Genomic DNA, 17,636 nt, shown 5'->3' on the forward strand with positions numbered 1-17,636 from the left:
ATCTCAAAATTGATTAATTATACCGAAATGAAGTTTACCGTCACTAAAACCTTCACCAGCAGCCAAAGCATAACTGACGCTTAGCAATCCAATGCCGGTTTCAAAACTCAAACCAAATCCATAGCCTGTCTTAAATGAACTTGATTCTTCTATTTTCTTCTCCGCATCACCTTTCAGCAGATAATATCCCGCATCAAAAAAAACAAAAAGATATGATCTGCTCGAGGTGAGGAATCTGTATTCAAGATTTGACCAGGCAATTCTGTTTCCCCGAAACTGCTCTTCACGGTAACCTCTGAGTGACGAATTCCCGCCAAGCCGGAAAAGATCGCTCTCCTCAATCAGATCACCCTGAACTTCTCTCACGCTTACACCAATCGCGGCAATATTTCGATTGAACAATTCAAAATATGCGTCAAAATCAAACACTATCTTTCTCAAATTCACCTGCAGTACCTGCCCGGGAGTAATGAATTCCTTTGGTCCCTGAATCTTTTTGTTTGAAAGTGAAAACCAGGAAAAGAAGTTTATACCGTTCACCGGAGAAATCGGATCATCCCGTGTATCATATTTTATACCCGCACCACCGGTCAGTATAGACGAATTATAAACCGTGAAAACAGGGGTTGCGAAGAGTGTGGGGATTATCGACTGGGTTGCAAAAGAAAATGATATCGAGAAGTTACTGCCGGTATAATAGTCCGCCGTCAACTCCAGTATTCTGTCCACATAAAGAGTATCCTGCTGCCTCTGATAAAGTCTCGGTGAGATATTCAGGGGTAAGCCAAGAAACCACGGTTCCAGATAGCGGAGATCGAGCTCCTGGGAATTCCTGTTCAACTGTTGCCATTTGAAACTGAAGTTTCTCCCTGTACCGAAAAGATTTCTCATATTGATGTTTACAAGACCTGTCAGATACCCCGATTCCTCGTTTTGTCCCGGGGGCAGATAACCGATAACACCGTCAAAGTTGTTGGTGTTTGCTTCCTTTATGGTAATCCGAAGTACCCCTTCCTGTCGCTCGTTGAAATAAAATTCAGGTTGAGTCACAGGTTCGAAAAATCTTAAACGGTTAAGCTTTGCCGCAATAATTTTATTGTTTTCAGGCAGGTATATGTCCCCTGCCCTGATGTTCAACTCGCGTAGGATTACGGCAGGAGAAGTCGAACTGTTACCCGAAATCTCAATCTTGTCGATAATCGCTTTTTTATTCGTTGAAATCGTCAAATTGACATCTGAATAAAGGGAAGTGGAGTCCTCTGATTTATAAATTGTTACAGAGTTCACTTTGATTTGAGCAAAAGGATACCCTTTTTTCTCGAGGTTTTGTAGAATTTCCGCAAAAACCAGCTCGAGTTCCTGCTCGTCGTAGAAATTTCCCTCAATAAATTCGAGACTCCTCACACCCTCCACCAAAGAGTCAGTGCCGGAATTTAAAAAATTTATCTTTTTTATTGTGGCTCGTTGTCCGGCGTCGATCATAACTACAAGCCGTGATGAGAGTGAGTCAACAGGTTCAATCCTGGCGTCAATGGTGTGCGAAAGATATCCGATGGCATTCAGTTTACGGGAAATTCTCGCCAGAACTGTGTCAGATTCAAAAACGAGAGCTTTTACAGGAAATGAAATTCCAACGGCGGCGGTAATTTCTTTTTCACTGATTGGGGGGGCAGGCCGGTATTCAATGGAGGTAATATTCTGTCCGAAAAGAGGTATATGAACAACAATCAGAACAAGCTTAAACCATCTCATTCATCAGATTCATTTTTTTGCCAACAGGTTCAACAATGATTTCATTAAATTTGGATTTGATGATGTCCGGCTCCACTTCGCATACACTTATCATTGAGGCATTCGCTGCACCCGAAGCAGTGGCGTATTTAATGATGTCAGTCAAAATTTCATCATGCGACAGTCCGTAAACGAATCCCGCAACAAAGGCATCTCCCGACCCGGTCTCGTCAAGTTTGTCTACTGCCGGAGGTGTAACTTTATAGTTGAAACCGAACGAATTAACATAGAGAGGATTTGATCCGTCAGTGATAATGGATATTTTCACTCCCTTAGCTGCAAATATCTTCAAGGCATCAAGAATTTCCTGTTCTGTCTCGAGTGTCTCACCTGTATATTCCGACGCCTCTTTCCTGTTAAGGTGTAAAACAGTTGGATTTTTCTCAATTGCAAGGTGAAGTGATTTTCCGTAGGTGTCAAGGATGGAAGTCTTGTCATATTTACCGGCGATTTCCAGTCCATATGCAAAAATGTCATCGCAATGTGGAGAAGGACTGCTGCCGGAGAAAACAACATATTCACAATTTTGAATCATTTTCTCAAGTCTGGACTTAAAACCTTCAACTTCAGAATCGGAGACAATGGAGTTTTCACCAAAAAAGTGGGTAACCGATCTCTTTCCTTCGTCAATAATTACACTTCCGTATCTGGTCTCTGACGCGGTATTCACAGCCGTAAATGCTATCTCCTCAGCCGTAAGCGCGGAGCGAAGACGCCTGCCGTGATCGCCTCCAAGAAAGGTTAATGCAAGGTTTTTTATCCCGAGTTTATTTAATTGTCGACTGACATTAATCCCTTTGCCGCCGGCATAATAACCAAGGCGACCATTTCGGTTTGTGCCGCTTTCAACTGTCTCGCCATAGTATAACCTGTGTTCAATAATTGGATTAAGTGTTACGGTCAGAACCAATTTATTCTCCTAATATCTGTATCTGTACTCGCCAAAAAACGGAGTCACAAGTCTGTAATCTCCAAAACCGGTTTGATCCACAAAAATAAACCGTCTGTTGATATCGTAGTAATCCCAAATTTCGTACGGCTTACTGTCGTATTCAAACGGATGCCTTTCGATGTTGTTAGGAGTACCGAGGGTTATGTAAACCATCCCCATATCGCTTCTCCATCCTTCAAGCATCTGTTTAAAGTTTTTGTTTGCAAATTCAATTCTTCTGTAATATTCGTTGAAAACTTCGTTCTCGGGTGTGCCCTGTGTAGGGTCCTTCTTCTCCCAGAATTCCATGAACCTTGCAAGTTTTTCTGTAAAATCCTTCCCGTCCTGGATATAATTGATCTCGGAGGGCCCTGCAATATATATCATCTGATCAGCAGCCTTTTCCAGGTCTTTCAGAGTGGATGGCATACCCGACCACTTCGAAAAGAATGTTTTTGTACTGCCAATGATAGTTTTATCATCAACAAATGGCGCACTGATCACCATTTTATATTCACCCATGCCGGCATCTTTAAAATTGAAAGTATAAAAAAGTTGATTGTTTCCTGCCTTAAAGGATTCAACTTTTTTCTCGTTATAAATCGGATTTCCTTTCAAATCGAGGATGGCGTAGGTTACTTCAACCTGTCTTTCAGTAGCTGAATATACTTCATAAAATACGGGAATCCCGTCTTTTTGAGTGGCAACATTTCTTGATAGATTGGGAATAATCTTCGTTGTCCCCGATGCACTGGTGGTTTTGCCTGAGATGAGCATTATGTCGCTTATCGCAAGTTCCTGCGTAAATGTTCTGACGGGAAACTCAACTTCAGCCCTGTATTCTTTTCTCGAATCAAGGTCTTCCACCAGAATGGTGAAATAGTATTTCCCAGGAGGCAGTTTGAATGATCTGGCAGAAAGATTGTAGTCCGTTTTTGAATTGGTCTTCTGGAAATCGATTAACTCAATTTTTTCCGTCCACGATTTCTCCGTGATTAATGTCAACTTGTTTTCGTCATTAATTGTAATGGAAATTGAGTATTCAGCTCTGAATTTTTCTCCCGATTTGATAAAACTTAGCCGGTCGAAAGGCACCTGCAAAAAGAAATCGACCCTTGTCTGCGTGGTGTCACCCGAATAGAAATTGTAAATATCAAAAAAGAATACAGGTTCTCTGCTGTAATCGTTCGGTTTTCCTGTTTCGGGTTGAGCCATGAGTGCCGCCTGAAACAGAAGCATGGTCAACAAGGCAACTTTTTTCATATCAGTTTCTTTCAATTTTTCCAAATAAATCGTATTCGGCAGAATCGTAAATTCTCACCTCGACCATATCACCGGGTGCGAGAAGATGCTCCTCTTTATCGATGATCACTTCACCATCAACTTCAGGGGCATCCATTGTGCTCCTGCCGATATAGAAATCACCTTCAGTCGAGTCGATTATTACCCTCTGAAGAGTTCCGGTCAACGCCTCATTCTTTTTTCGTGAAATCCTTTTCTGGATTTCCATAATTCTTTTCTTTCGTCTCTTTTTTTCTTTTTCAGGAACAGGATCCCCTAAAATAAAACTTGTTGTGTTATCCTCCACGGAAAAAGTAAATACCCCAAGTCTGTCAAACTTAAATTCTTTTATAAATTTCAAAAGTTCTTCGAAATGCTCTTCTGTCTCTGCAGGATATCCCGCGATCATAGTCGTTCGAATGGTAATACCGGGCACTCTGGCTCTAAGTTTGTCAAGAAGTTCAACTGTAGCCCTGCGGGTTATCCCCCTCCTCATTGATTTTAGAACGGGATCGCTGATGTGCTGAAGCGGGATGTCGAGATATTTTACCAGTTTTGGGTTGTTCGCCAGTTCATCAATCAGCTCATCAGGAAAATGTGAAGGATAGGCATACATCAGCCTTATCCACTCTATTCCCTCCACTTCACTGAGCTTTTGAAGGAGTTCGGCAATATTTCTCTTCCCATAAAGATCTTTACCATAATCGGTGGTATCCTGCCCGATTATTATCAATTCTTTTACCCCGTTCTTTGCAAGAAAGCGGGTTTCTGAAATCAAATCTTCCATCGGCTTTGATTTGTGCAAGCCCCTCATTAGAGGAATTGAGCAAAAGGAGCAGGGATGATCACACCCCTCGGATATTTTCAAATAGGCGAAGTGGTGCTGCTCAGAGAGATGTCTTTCACCGAGAAGTTCATACTTGAGGTGTCCCCCCATGTCCTCGATAATCTCTTCATATTTCTCGGTACCATAGAAATGGTCAACTTCGGGAATCTCGGTTTTAAGATCTTCCATGTAACGCTCGGAAAGACAGCCCGCAACTATTACATTCTCTATTACACCTTCGTTTTTCAGTTTCACGGCTTTTAGAATCTCTTCTATCGATTCCTGCTTTGCTGCTTCAATAAATCCGCAGGTGTTTAAAATCACGGTATCGGCTTCTTCTGCATTTTCGGTTAATTCATAACCGTTCAGGAGAAGCTGGTTCATCAATCTTTCTGAATCCACAGTGTTTTTTGAACAACCTAAGGTAATTACACCTACTTTTTTTGCCATATTTTTAGAAACTGATAAATTGTTTTACATAAATATAAATTACGGGGGCTGATGCGATTACCGAATCGAACCGGTCGAAGAAACCGCCATGTCCGGCAAGTATGTTCGAGGAGTCTTTTGTTCCCGCATCCCTCTTAATGAGTGATTCGACGAGATCGCCGAGAGGTCCAACAATTCCCACAATCAGACCGAGTGCCAACGCGTCGTAGACTGACAGGAAGTCAAGGAACAGATATCTGAACAGAAAAAAACTTGCAATCGCCCCGGCGAGTCCAAAATAAAACCCTTCCCAGCTCTTCTTTGGACTGACTCTTTCCATCAATCTGTGCTTTCCGAATGTCAAGCCGCCAAAATATGCTGAAGTGTCGCTCAACCAGATCGATACAATATATGAGACTACGAATATCCCCGCCTTACCGGCAGGAAATGACGGAAATTCTCTTATCATGATCAAACTGCTGGCACATACACCGATATAAAAGATACCGGTTACGCTTGCTCCAAGATTTACAATCGCCGATCCCTTGTTTTTAAACAATTCACGAAACATTATTACAAGAATTACTACATATATCGATTCAATTTCCGAAAGCCAGTAATATTTGACATTGAGAATAAAGAAAAGAAGTGCAGCAATTCCCCAACCTTTGGAGGAAATCGCTTCCTTTTTTAGAGCCATCTCGCTAAATTCCCAGTATGAGACCACTGCTATAAGAGCAACCAGACCAACAAACCAAAGATCGCCGAAATATGCTGCGGCAAGCACCAAAGGACCAAGAGAAAAAGCTACTAATGAGCGGGATGCAAGATTCGAAAATTTCATCGTATGGAATTTTTCCCTGATTTAATTAAACAAATTTTCATCTTCATTGTCAGCTTCCGGCGATTCCTTTTTCTGCTCATCGTAAGCCTTAAGAAATTCGAATGCAGATTCGCTGTCTTCCACTTTCACATAGAGCATGATTGAGGACATGTTGCCCAAACCGGGATAACTGCTGTCTTTTTTGTTCACTATCCAGGTTTCGATCCCGGCACTGTCAAGATTAGCCTTTATCATTTCAGCTTCGTAGAGGTCGTAACAACTGTAAATAAAGATGTATTCATCTGTATAGAAACTGATTGAGCCGTCAGATGGATTATCGACCGTAGCCCCGCACTCGGGACAAACAGGTACACCACTGTCAAAAATCGATCCGCACTCAGGACACTCGAACATACTACATCCTTATTATTGAAAAAACAGTTAAATCAGAACTGATTATAACACTTTTCAGTGAAATTATTCACTCTGATGCTTATAAACTTACCTCTTCGAGGTAAGCTTTCCGGCAAGACCCTCATACTTTGTCAGTTCTGCATCAATTGAACCGATCACGACTTTTGTTTTCACCTTTACCGGCATCTTCACTTCATCATCTGTCAGCCAGACATAGATGCTGCCTTCATTTTTAAACAAACCGCCTTTTTTAACGAGAGGTTCGAGTATGATGCAATCAAATGTACCGGCAGCAACTTTCACTCTTTCCTTACCTCGGTAGACTACATCAAGCTGATTTACTTTGCCTTCATAAAAGTTTTTTAGCTTCACAATGTCACCTTTTTTCGATTTTGAGAAATCGATGGTACGGCAATAATAAAAAGCTGAAATTATGTCGTGTGTGTACTTCGGGAAAGAGTAATCTCCATCAGAAGTTTTTGCCTTTCCGGCTCTGTGATCGAAGAAAGCTGAATAGTCTTTTGTAAAGCTCCCCTCTTTTATGTGCTGTTCAAATCTCCAGGGGAAAAGCCCTTCCACATCAAGATACGATTCGTATCTGTCGCGAACTTTGAACACCGCATCAAAAGATGGCACGGAGTTAACTTCAAACAATACATTGTAGGTGTCTCTTCCGGCAACTTTCTTAATTTTTGGTATTTGCATTGTGGCAATACCGGCAGTTACGAAACCGTAGTTTACATTAAAAGTGAGTTTTTCGCCGGCTTTAAAAGCCTTGTTTGTTACTTTGGGAAAATTGTCATAAACATCATTTCCGGAATAAAAGCCACCGAGCATTAGGATCGCACCCGCAAGCACGATACCGGTAAGAAATCTTTTCATCTTGAGTTCCATTATTTAATTTCTTGAATGTTATTCATTATGTCAGCTGTTATTTTTTCGCTGTTTATACTCTTCATACACTCCAAACGGGCACATTGTTTCAAATCACACCCGCTACACCCCATTTCAGGCTCATATATCAGTTTTCTATCGGTGTAAGGTCCCCATCTTTTTGCCGAACATTGAATCACTTTTGGATAAAATCCGACAATAAAACAACCGGATGCGGCTGCAATATGTAAAGGTCCTGTGGAATTTGAAATGAATAAATCACCCTCTTTAATGAAAGCAGTCAGCTCTGAAAGTGACAATTCCCCTGCCAGAAGTGTTGCATCGCTTTCCCCCTTCACTTTCATACATTTTTCAATTTCATCCTTTGAGCCGGTTAAAAAGACCTGAAATCTGCCGTCTTCACACAGTTTTTCCGTAATATATTGAAAATGTGACTCCGGGAGATCAGCGGCACTTCCACCACTCCCGGGATGAATAATGGTTATTATTTTCGAGTTGTCGGTACGGCTGTTTTTGTTCCCCTTTATTCCGGCAAAAAAATCTGCTGGAAAGCTGTATCTGCCCTGCCAGCCAATCATAGAAAGATTGTATTCCAGTTCGTGTTTTTCGGCAGTTTTTCTGTGCTCAAATATCTTTTGCGAAAAAAGAAAGGAATACCAGCGATAACCTGTACCAATCCGCTTTTTTATACCGGAGAGGAAACAGATCAGTGAGACCCTGAAATTCGGTGAGATTACATATACTTCGCTAAAACTGTGTTTACGGAGCTCCTCTGCACATTGAATGATTCCTTTGTTTTTGCAATCATCCCAACTTAGGAATCCGTCCACAAATGGCGAAGCATCCACAAGAACCTGTGTATAATCTCTCCCCATGAACCATACCTCCGCCCCTCTTTCCTTTTTCAGCACTTCAGCGACCGGGAGTGTAAGAACCACATCACCAATCCTGTCAGTCCTGATTATGAGGATTTTATCCTTCACCGTCATTCCGGGAAATCTTGTTCCTGAGGAGTGCAATTATTTTTTCATAACTCTCTCTTTTATCAGGTTCTTTATCGATTAAGCGTGTAAAAATCTCAATCGCTTTCTCACTGTTCCCCTGTCTGGCATAAATAATAGCCATACCTGCCGTGATTATCTCTTCGGGGGTATTGTCGTATGTATATTCAATTTTTTGAAGGGGTGCTTCAACTTCATCGGAAAGTGTTTCTTCAACGAAATTTTCCGGTTGATGGTAATCTATAGCGATGGTATCTTCATCATCAGGAAAAAGGTCTTCCGATGCAGGTTTTTCCACCGGTTCATCGTCTGACAACCCGAGAGATTCCTCATCATCTCCTTCTTCAAATGTCTCATCATCGACAGACCGGATTTCTTCCTCGGGTTCTTCAGAGATTGAATAATGAGAAAGTTTCGCTTCTTCGTCCTTCTGAGATTTTTCCAGCTCCCTCTCCGTTTCACCGATCAGTTCCCGGTAGTATGCAGTGAGCTCACTGCTCGAGAAAAATTTCACTGCGGAATTAAGCGTTATTTCCGCCTGTTTAGGCTTTTTGATCTCCAAAAAGAGCTTTATCAGGAAATAGTATGCGGCAGGATTCCCGGGGAAATTAGCCAGTCCTTCCTTCACCTCAAGTATCGCTTCTTCCGGTTTTCCATCTGCCAGTAATACGGATGCGCGGCGAAGAAAGAGTTCGTGCAATCCCGATTCAATGGCGAGATTTTCAATCTCTCTTGTGTACAACTCACCAGTCGATTCTTTTCTCATGCCAGGTTTACCACCCCGAAACCGTTTCGAGCAAAATATCCTCGGTTAGTTTCTCGATAGCTGCATCGATTGCCTGGTTTCTGCCCGATTGTCCCGTAGCTGCTGCATAATCAGCATAGTTCGAGAATTGTCTCTCGTAAATCGTTTTTTTAAGCTTCAGGTCCTTGTAAGCGACCTGAATAGTCAGATTTAATCTTCGTGATTGTACCTGCTCACCGGTTGTGATGGCAGCAGGCGTATCTGAAATTCCCAGAACTGCACACTCAAGCACAGCATCCGCTTTGGTTTTGTCTGTAATTACAAAACTGTTGTCGTCAATAAATTTTTGCGTAAGTCTGGTTGTGAAGCTCTGTACAAGTTGAGGCTCTCCCGACCCGCTTTGATCCTGTGCATACGGAATGGCGAGCGACTTTAGATGAGGCGGAATTGAGGCACCTGTAAATGAGTAGGGGCAACTGCAACCTGCGATGCTCATTGCAATTAACGATGCCATGATGAATATGAGCCTGAACAGTTTCAGCTTAGTCATTGTCACCCTCCAGTCCAAATCGTTCCAGTTTCCGATACAGAGTCCTTTCAGAGATATTCAGATACATCGCAGCCATCCTTTTGTTTCCCCCGGCTTTGTGGAGAGCCTTAATGATCAATTCTTTCTCCATTTTATCGACATTCAGGTCATCAGTTTCATCAGTAGTGTTTCCTGCAAGTTGAACTTCTGAACCAAATTTACTTCTTACAGCCAGGTTTGAAACCATGTCTTTCAATTCCAGAATATCTTTTTTCAATTCAAAGAGTGCCCTGTAAATAAAATCTCTTTCAACCTCATCAGTCGATTTATTCAATCTGACCGGAAGGTTTTTGGCAGGCTCCCTTCCCTCTACCCTGAGGAGGTTCCTGAAAGAATCAGCAGTCAGAATATCCTTTTTTGTAAGAGCAATCGCGGTCTCAACACCGTTCTTTAATTCTCTCACATTACCGGGCCAGGGATATTCATAGAGCATATCAAGGGCATCGGAAGAAAATTCGATCTGTGGCCGGTTGTTGCTCTCACAATAGAGACGGGCAAAATTATGAGCAAGCTCATCAATATCCTGTTTCCTTTTCCTGAGTGGCGGTATTTCAAGCGTAACCGCTTTCAGGCGGAAGAAGAGATCCTCCCTGAACCGTTTCTCATCCACAAGCTCCTGAAGATTTCTGTTGGTGGCAGCAATTATCCTCACATCCACTTTTGTCGTCTTTTCGGCACCGATTCTCATAAATTCCTTGGTTTCGAGCACCCGTAAAAATTTTACCTGAGTCGGAAATGGCATTTCACCAATTTCGTCGAGAAAAAGAGTTCCATTGTCAGCAAGCTCAAAATATCCTTTTCTGCTCTCCACGGCTCCTGTAAATGAACCTCTGTTATGACCAAACATTTCACTCTCGAGGAGGCTTTCGGGTATTGCTCCGCAGTTGAGCGACAGCATCTCCCTGGCTGATCTCCTGCTCAACTGGTGGATCGCCCTGGCAAAGACTTCTTTACCAACACCACTTTCACCATAAATCAATACGGTGATATCACTGGGTGCCACTTGTAAAATAATGTCAACCAGATCCCTGATCTCTTTAGATCTGCCAATTATACCAAGTTTTTTCTGAATTTCATCCATCATCAAACCGAAATTATCAATCCGTCATGAGCAATTGTAATTTTATTTAAACCATCCGGATGGATCGCTGTTATTTTTGAAATCAAAGGCGATGGATCGTCTGTATCAATGTGTGTCAAAATCACTTTTTTTAGTTCGTTATTCTTTATTAATTCGATTACTGTCTCCATATCGACATGAGTGGTTTCTGTAATCAGAATGGAATTGATGTCCGGCTCAAACAACTCGAGATCCGTGGATGAACCTACATCCCCTGTGTAAAAAATCTCACCATTTGCGGCAGAGATTAAGAGACTGTAACTTTTAAGTTCCGAATCTTTTAGCCCGTGTTCCCTGTATTTCTCAAGATGCGAATTCTCAAGTGCCGTAACAGTAAACTTTCCTCTGAAATCAACTTTTTTACCCGTCTCAATTTTCTGGAAATTAAGAGCGAACGAGAGTCTGTCTTCAAATAAAAAACTTTTTGCCAGCATCTCTTTTAAAAAGTTAATATTGCTCTTCGATACAAAAATGTCTACAGGAAGCTGCTTCTTACCGAGTTTCATCTGCTGAAGCAACGATAGTATCCCCGAGAAATGGTCGGGATGGAAATGAGTGATTAGTATCCCGTCTATCTCATTAAACCCGATACCAAGCCGTAACAATGCCCTGCTGATGCCATCCCCGGCATCCACGAGGAGATTGTAGGAATCTGACCGGATAAGAAATGAAGAGTGGAAGCGATTTAGTGATGATTTGCCTGACCCCGATCCTGTGAAAACTAATTTTATGGTATCAGACATATTGTTTCTGTCAGGTTTGTGAACAAAACTGGTTTATCTATTCCCCGGTCTCATCGGGGCTGCTGTCATCCAAAAAGTAATCAAAATCGGAACCCGGAAACTCATTTTCGACGGCAAAGACACAATTATTTGCTTTTCGGAAATTTTCTGTGGCTATGTAATAAAGGTATAACCCCGCATAGGCAGCAACTGCAAATTCCGATCTTGGATATCTTGCTAAAAGTGTTTCGAGAAGTGTGATCGATTTTTCTCCGTCACCAGCAAGAAGAGCCTTTATGTAAAGATCCACAGGGGTTTCGGGCTTTCCTGCCAAAGCGGTGGAAATCTTCTTCAACTCTTCAAAATTCTCCTTTTTGTAGAGGTCGAACACTTCCTTCGGGGTTACATTCTGACCAAAAAGGTTTGAAGCAACTGTCATAACAAAAAAGAGAAAAAGAATCTTTTTTTTCATACTCACTAAACTGCCGATGCCTGATATTTTTCAAATACCGTTACCACTTCTCCAAAAAGGGTGGCAGATGTGACTCTGTCGATTTTTATATCAACATAATCACCAGTCGAGATATTTTCATCAACAGGGAAAATCGCAACTTTATTGGTGTCGGTTCTTCCCGCAAAAAACTTGTCGCTCTTTTTTGAGAAACCTTCCACCAGCACTCTTTCAGACTTCCCAATCATCAGATTGTTGAGTTCAAGAGAGTGTCTCTGCTGCAGTTCTATTATCTGTTGCAATCTTCTTGTTTTCACTTCCTCAGGCACATCATCACCCATCCTGTATGCCTTGGTACCCTCTCTTGGAGAATACTTGAACATGTAGGCTCCGTCATACTTTACTTTGTCCATCAGCTCAAGTGTCATCAGGTGATCCTCGAGTGTTTCAGTCGGAAAACCGGTAATTATATCGGTCGAAAAACTTACCCCGGGAATGATTTTTCGGGCTTTTTCTATCAAATTTAAGTAGTGCTCCACAGTGTATGTCCGGTTCATTAATTCAAGTATTCTGTTCGAACCGGACTGAACAGGAAGATGAATATAGTTGCACAGATTGTCATACCCGGCAATGGTCTCAAGCAGTTTATCGGAAAGATCCTGCGGATGCGATGTCGTAAACCTTACCCTCATCCCCGAATCAACGCCGGCAACAGCCGCCAGAAGATCGGCAAAATCGCTGCCGTTATCATCATATGAATTTACATTCTGCCCGAGAAGCGACACTTCCCTGAATCCCTTCATCGAAAGTTGTTCCACTTCCTTCACAATCGACTCAAGACTCCTGCTTCTTTCCCTTCCGCGGGTGTAAGGAACTACACAGAAGGTACAAAATTTGTCGCATCCCCGCATTACTGATATCCAAGCCTGCAAACCCTCTTCCCTGTAGGGCATAATGTCGTCATAAGTTTCGGTGCGCGAAAGTTTTACTCCAATTCCTTTTCCGCCACTGTAAACAACATCGAGAAATTCGGGCAGTCTTCTGTATTCATCGGGACCAACCACCATATCGACAAGTTTTTTCTCCTCGATAAGATTCTTCCTGAGTCTCTCTGCCATGCATCCGAGAATTCCGACAACCATGTCGGGTTTTTTATCTTTCAATGTCTTCAGGTTGCCCAGACGCCCGTAAATTCTTTGTTCCGCATTTTCGCGAATGCTGCATGTGTTCAAAAAAACCACATCTGCTGATAGTACATCATCTGCAAGGTCGTAGCCATTGTTGTTCAGAATGCCCATCACCAGTTCTGTGTCGGCGGTGTTCATCTGACATCCGTATGTCTCAATATATACTTGTTTTTTCTTCATCAAATCTTTTTATGGTCTAACTTATGATTCCGGCATGACTCCGGAAAATGAATTATTTAAACAATAAATATAATCAAAATTTATCTTACCATTTACCGGTTATAAGTGCCCCCTGTACTCATTGTTTCTAAGGAACATTTAATAAATTGCACGGTTAAATACACAGTTTTATCCAACAATTATATGGATTCTGCCATGAAAACCAATGTATTTATTGCTTTCTTTTTTATTCTCTTTTCCGTAGCCCTGTTCTCACAGGATGTGGCTAAAAATAGTGTAAAACTTGACGGAGTGTCGGTGGGAATGACCATGGACGAGGTCTATAAGGCAATTAAAGCACCATTTACACCGGGTGCAAACGACAAAATCTGGATATTCTTTGACAACAACCTGACAGTCGAGTTTGATGACAAAGACCTTGTCTCGGATGTTACTACCGAAAATCCGGGTTCCGTTCTGGAATTTAACGGGAAAACGATTGAAAATGGATCGGATGTCAAAAAAGCACTTGAAATTCTGGGGAAGCCCGATCACATAAATAAAACAGAAATGGTTACTGAATACACTTACCAGAACCTCGGAATTCTCCTTCTCACTTATGCCGATGACGATACATTAGTGCTTATCAGCATATTCAAACTTTAATAATGCCGCAGCAGTTTTTCAGGCTAAAAAGAGATTAAAATAAAAAGAGGTTGCCCCCAACCGGCAACCTCAAATATTTTCTATTTCTCCCACACCCTGATCGGAAGTACCGTCATAGGTATTCCTTGGAGAGTGAGTCGTTTTTGAATCGAAGCACCAGTTTCGTTGTGGAGCAGTCTTTGATAGAATTTCTCTTTCTCGAATACAAGTTTGCCGCTGAAGAATGAGGCAAGAGGGAAATCTTCGGCAACCTTTAGACAAAGCTTTGAACCTTCATCCGCGACATCGGTACCGACAGAAATTCGTGATTCGGCTACCAGTCCAAGCTCATTCGCAAATTTGATGTATTTGTCAACATTAGCCTGTGTGTATTTCCTGATGTTCTCCATTTCGTCACTCCCCTTAAAAACACCCGAATCGATAACACCGACTGATACAAATAGAATCTGTTTGTAAAATTTCGGGAATTTTTTTAACAATTGCAGTATCGAGTGTATTCCCAATCCGCCATAACCTGAAACCAGGAGCACCGCAACAGGTTCATTTTTATCGATGGTTTTTGAAGCGGTTTCTTTCGATTTATCGTCTGCAACTGGAATATCCAACAGTATCTCCGAGAGACCCCTTACCTTTTTCATGACTTTGAAGTAATGTCGCTTTATTAATGCACAGAACAGTACGAGTCCCATGGTAATGATCACAGTTAACCACGCGCCATCGAGGAATTTCTCCACAACAACAATTGTAAGAATCGAGAAACAGAGTATGAATGCAACGATGTGAATTGTGAGATTTTTCTTCCAGTGAGGAAGCGAACCCTTCTTCTTGATCCAAAACAGGGTCATTCCAAGTTGCGTCAAAGAAAAAGTTACAAATACATTTATAGAGTACATTGTAACCAATGCATCAACACTTCCGTCAGTGTACCAGAGAATAAGCAGAGCTGCAGTCCCGATCAGAATGATGCCATCCTGCATGGTCAGACGGTCGGAAAGTGAGCTGAATCTGTGAGGCAACCACGAATCTATCGCCATGTTAGCCATTACTCTCGGACCATCAATAAATCCCGTCTGTGCAGCCACAAAAAGAAGAAGTGCCTCCGCAACGAGGGTGAGTATCACAAACCAAGTGCCAATTCCCATCGATTCGATCATTACGGCATTGAGTGTTTTCCCCTCAACCGTTTTAACGCCTGCGAGAAGATAAATAATAAGTATGGCTGACGCAGTAAATGCGAGCGAACCTGCCATATAAAACATCGTTCTTTTGGCTGTTTTTACTTTGGGCTCACGCATAATCTGGATACCGTTCGAAACAGCTTCAATTCCGGTATATGTACCTGCACCCCTGGAATATGCATTTGCGAACAACAGAAACATTCCTCCGATACCGAGGGTGGTTGAACTTTCATTGAAGTCTTTCACCACATCACCGGCTGTGGAAGCGATGTTGTCAATGTGAATAAAGAAAGATCCGAAGATTACCACAATGTGGGTGACAACAAATAGGAGAAAGATGGGGACGAGTATGGAAATTGATTCTTTTACTCCTCTTAAATTCATCAATATCAGAATTACAATTACCACTGAGTTTACATAAACGATATTGTAATGCCATTCTAACGGAAGGAAACTGAAAACCTGGGATGTCCCTGAGGCTATTGAAACCGTAATGGTGAGAATATAATCCACTATCAGGGCACTTCCCGATATTACACCGAACGAACTTCCTAACAGTTTGGTGGCGACTACATAACCACCTCCACCGTGAGGGAAATGTTCAATAATTTTGGTATAGGAATACGATATTATTATTACTGTAACTGCTGTTGCAACAGCTAGAAATATCGCAATGCTTGTATGGCCCCCCAAAGCTCTGAAAGCTTCATCGGGTCCATAGGCAGATGAACTTAATCCGTCCGCTCCCAACCCTACCCATGCAAGAAATGCTGCCAACGATATTTTATGGAAAATATCAGGATTGTTGAGATCCTGAGGCTTTCCCAACAGGAGATTTTTTATTTGTTTCATATCTCAAATGACTATATTTACGAATATAACAGGCTGCAAATTGAAACTCTCCCGAAGTATCACTGATTTGCACAATTTATCGTAAAAACGGGTCTCGATTAAAAAGCCGTCTCACATCAGTTTGTCAAACTTCTAACAGGAGCGGGTATCCTTCCACCTCTCCCGAAGAAAACATCGGCGCTTAAAACCTTCACGGGCATTATCGGGGCTTTACCCAGCAATCCACCGTAATCAACCGACTCACCGACACTTTTGCCATAAGCCGGTATAAGCCGGCAGGCAGTCGTTTTTTCATTTATCAAACCGATGGCTGCCTCATCTGCTATGATTCCTGCAATGGTGTTCACAGGTGTATCACCGGGAATAGCGACCATGTCGAGTCCAACTGAACAAACTGCTGTCATCGCTTCAAGTTTTTCGATAGTCAGATGTCCCTTTTCGGCAGCAGAAATCATCCCCTGGTCTTCACTCACAGGAATAAAAGCTCCGCTCAATCCGCCAACGGAAGAACTTGCCATAAGTCCCCCCTTTTTCACACTGTCATTCAGCATGGCGAGTGCTGCGGTGGTTCCGGGGGCACCGACATCTTCCAAACCGATCTCTTTCAGAATATCTGCAATACTGTCACCTTCTGCAGGAGTTGGTGCAAGGGAAATATCGACAATACCAAATTCCACACCATCTTTTTCAGCAACTTTTCTCCCGACCAGTTCACCGGCACGCGTAATTTTGAAGGCTGTTTTCTTGATAACTTCTGCGATATCCTGAATTGAAGCCCCTTTGTGTCCCTTTAGTGCCTCAAGAACCACTCCGGGACCACTTACTCCGACATTTAGTGTTGCATCTCCTTCGGTTATTCCATGGAATGCACCCGCAATGAAAGGATTGTCTTCAACCGCATTGCAGAAAACCACAAGCTTTGCACAGCCAATCGAGAATTTTTCTCTCGTTATGTAAGCCGTCTCTTTAATCACCTGTGCCATCAGTTTTACGGCGTCGATATTGATTCCGGCTTTTGTTGACCCGATATTAACGCTCGAGCATACTTTTTTTGTGGTCGCAAGTGCCTGTGGAATGGATAGAATGAAATTTTTCTCACCCGGAGTCATCCCTTTCTGAACCAAAGCAGAATATCCGCCGATGTAATCGATCCCTATCTCCATAGCAGCCCTGTCCATAGCTTCTGCTATCTTCACATACTCTTCAGATGAAAAACTGTCACCAATAAAAGAAACGGGAGTAACCGCCACCCTCTTGTTTGCAATCCTCAACCCATAGGCAGCTTCGACCGATTCGGCATTCCTCACATGATTCCCTGCCAGACGGGTAATCTTTTCATAAATCTTTTGTGTAACCACATTGATGTTCCTGTCGCTGCAGTCCCTCAAATTGATACCCATAGTGACAGTCCTGATGTCGAAATGTTCGACCTCACTCATCATGATGGTTTCTAATATCTCAGAAAATTCAAAATTCATTCTAATTCCATTCGTTTATAACTCTTCAAAATTTTTTCCTGCATCCCCTCAGCCTTCAAATTTCAGCCCTCAACTAATAGTTCATACCTAATACCTAAT

At 42.2% G+C, this 17,636-nt stretch carries 17 protein-coding genes; 1 reads left to right on the top strand and 16 read right to left on the bottom strand.

Translation table 11 applies throughout. The annotated features are described in order from the left end of the window. Positions 1 to 3: 3 nt before the first annotated feature. From LCH52_15725 to miaB, 14 genes are all read right to left on the bottom strand, one after another. Positions 4 to 1,752 carry a BamA/TamA family outer membrane protein gene (locus LCH52_15725; GenBank protein MCA0389937.1) on the bottom strand — a complete coding sequence of 583 codons (1,749 nt, stop codon included), beginning with the start codon at positions 1,750 to 1,752 and terminating at the stop codon, positions 4 to 6. After that, positions 1,739 to 2,701 carry a PfkB family carbohydrate kinase gene (locus LCH52_15730; protein ID MCA0389938.1) on the bottom strand — a complete coding sequence of 321 codons (963 nt, stop codon included), beginning with the start codon at positions 2,699 to 2,701 and terminating at the stop codon, positions 1,739 to 1,741. Before LCH52_15730 ends, LCH52_15725 begins: the two co-directional genes overlap by 14 nt. A 9-nt stretch (positions 2,702 to 2,710) precedes the next feature. Continuing rightward, positions 2,711 to 3,985 carry a GWxTD domain-containing protein gene (locus LCH52_15735; GenBank protein MCA0389939.1) on the bottom strand — a complete coding sequence of 425 codons (1,275 nt, stop codon included), beginning with the start codon at positions 3,983 to 3,985 and terminating at the stop codon, positions 2,711 to 2,713. A gap of 1 nt (position 3,986) precedes the next feature. Next, positions 3,987 to 5,279: a 30S ribosomal protein S12 methylthiotransferase RimO gene (rimO, locus tag LCH52_15740; GenBank protein ID MCA0389940.1), complete on the bottom strand. Its 1,293-nt coding sequence runs from the start codon at positions 5,277 to 5,279 to the stop codon at positions 3,987 to 3,989. A gap of 4 nt (positions 5,280 to 5,283) precedes the next feature. Then, positions 5,284 to 6,102, bottom strand: coding sequence for a phosphatidate cytidylyltransferase (locus LCH52_15745; protein MCA0389941.1), 819 nt, complete (start codon positions 6,100 to 6,102; stop codon positions 5,284 to 5,286). A 21-nt stretch (positions 6,103 to 6,123) separates the two neighbouring features. After that, positions 6,124 to 6,495 (bottom strand): DUF2007 domain-containing protein, encoded by a 372-nt coding sequence (locus tag LCH52_15750; GenBank protein ID MCA0389942.1) that lies wholly within the window; start codon positions 6,493 to 6,495, stop codon positions 6,124 to 6,126. A gap of 87 nt (positions 6,496 to 6,582) precedes the next feature. Continuing rightward, positions 6,583 to 7,377, bottom strand: coding sequence for a DUF3108 domain-containing protein (locus LCH52_15755; protein ID MCA0389943.1), 795 nt, complete (start codon positions 7,375 to 7,377; stop codon positions 6,583 to 6,585). Between the two features lie 11 nt (positions 7,378 to 7,388). Next, positions 7,389 to 8,372: a glycosyltransferase family 9 protein gene (locus LCH52_15760; protein ID MCA0389944.1), complete on the bottom strand. Its 984-nt coding sequence runs from the start codon at positions 8,370 to 8,372 to the stop codon at positions 7,389 to 7,391. Continuing rightward, a complete protein-coding gene (locus tag LCH52_15765) occupies positions 8,362 to 9,156 on the bottom strand; it encodes a tetratricopeptide repeat protein (protein MCA0389945.1) in 795 nt (264 codons plus the stop codon). Before LCH52_15765 ends, LCH52_15760 begins: the two co-directional genes overlap by 11 nt. A gap of 7 nt (positions 9,157 to 9,163) precedes the next feature. Then, a complete protein-coding gene (gene lptE / locus LCH52_15770) occupies positions 9,164 to 9,685 on the bottom strand; it encodes an LPS assembly lipoprotein LptE (GenBank protein ID MCA0389946.1) in 522 nt (173 codons plus the stop codon). After that, positions 9,678 to 10,808 carry a sigma-54 dependent transcriptional regulator gene (locus LCH52_15775; GenBank protein ID MCA0389947.1) on the bottom strand — a complete coding sequence of 377 codons (1,131 nt, stop codon included), beginning with the start codon at positions 10,806 to 10,808 and terminating at the stop codon, positions 9,678 to 9,680. The genes lptE and LCH52_15775 overlap by 8 nt, the downstream gene beginning before the upstream one ends. Next, positions 10,808 to 11,587, bottom strand: a complete 780-nt coding sequence (locus LCH52_15780) for an MBL fold metallo-hydrolase (GenBank protein MCA0389948.1) — start codon at positions 11,585 to 11,587, stop codon at positions 10,808 to 10,810. Before LCH52_15780 ends, LCH52_15775 begins: the two co-directional genes overlap by 1 nt. Before the next feature lie 37 nt (positions 11,588 to 11,624). Then, the gene (locus tag LCH52_15785; protein ID MCA0389949.1) at positions 11,625 to 12,038 is read right to left on the bottom strand and encodes a hypothetical protein; all 414 of its coding nucleotides are present in this window, start codon (positions 12,036 to 12,038) and stop codon (positions 11,625 to 11,627) included. A gap of 5 nt (positions 12,039 to 12,043) precedes the next feature. Beyond that, on the bottom strand, positions 12,044 to 13,384 hold the full coding sequence (gene miaB, locus LCH52_15790) for a tRNA (N6-isopentenyl adenosine(37)-C2)-methylthiotransferase MiaB (protein MCA0389950.1): 1,341 nt from the start codon (positions 13,382 to 13,384) through the stop codon (positions 12,044 to 12,046). A 195-nt stretch (positions 13,385 to 13,579) separates the two neighbouring features. Between miaB and LCH52_15795 the strand changes: the two genes are divergently transcribed. Then, positions 13,580 to 14,029 carry a hypothetical protein gene (locus tag LCH52_15795; GenBank protein MCA0389951.1) on the top strand — a complete coding sequence of 150 codons (450 nt, stop codon included), beginning with the start codon at positions 13,580 to 13,582 and terminating at the stop codon, positions 14,027 to 14,029. An 80-nt stretch (positions 14,030 to 14,109) separates the two neighbouring features. Here the strand turns inward: LCH52_15795 and LCH52_15800 are convergent, their stop codons facing one another. Both LCH52_15800 and LCH52_15805 read right to left on the bottom strand, forming a co-directional pair. Next, positions 14,110 to 16,059, bottom strand: a complete 1,950-nt coding sequence (locus LCH52_15800; GenBank protein MCA0389952.1) for an APC family permease — start codon at positions 16,057 to 16,059, stop codon at positions 14,110 to 14,112. A gap of 116 nt (positions 16,060 to 16,175) precedes the next feature. Further along, the gene (locus LCH52_15805) at positions 16,176 to 17,537 is read right to left on the bottom strand and encodes a PFL family protein (protein MCA0389953.1); all 1,362 of its coding nucleotides are present in this window, start codon (positions 17,535 to 17,537) and stop codon (positions 16,176 to 16,178) included. Positions 17,538 to 17,636: the final 99 nt, after the last annotated feature.

It is taken from the genome of Bacteroidota bacterium, assembly GCA_020161395.1.
GTDB lineage: Bacteria > Bacteroidota > Ignavibacteria > Ignavibacteriales > Ignavibacteriaceae > UTCHB3.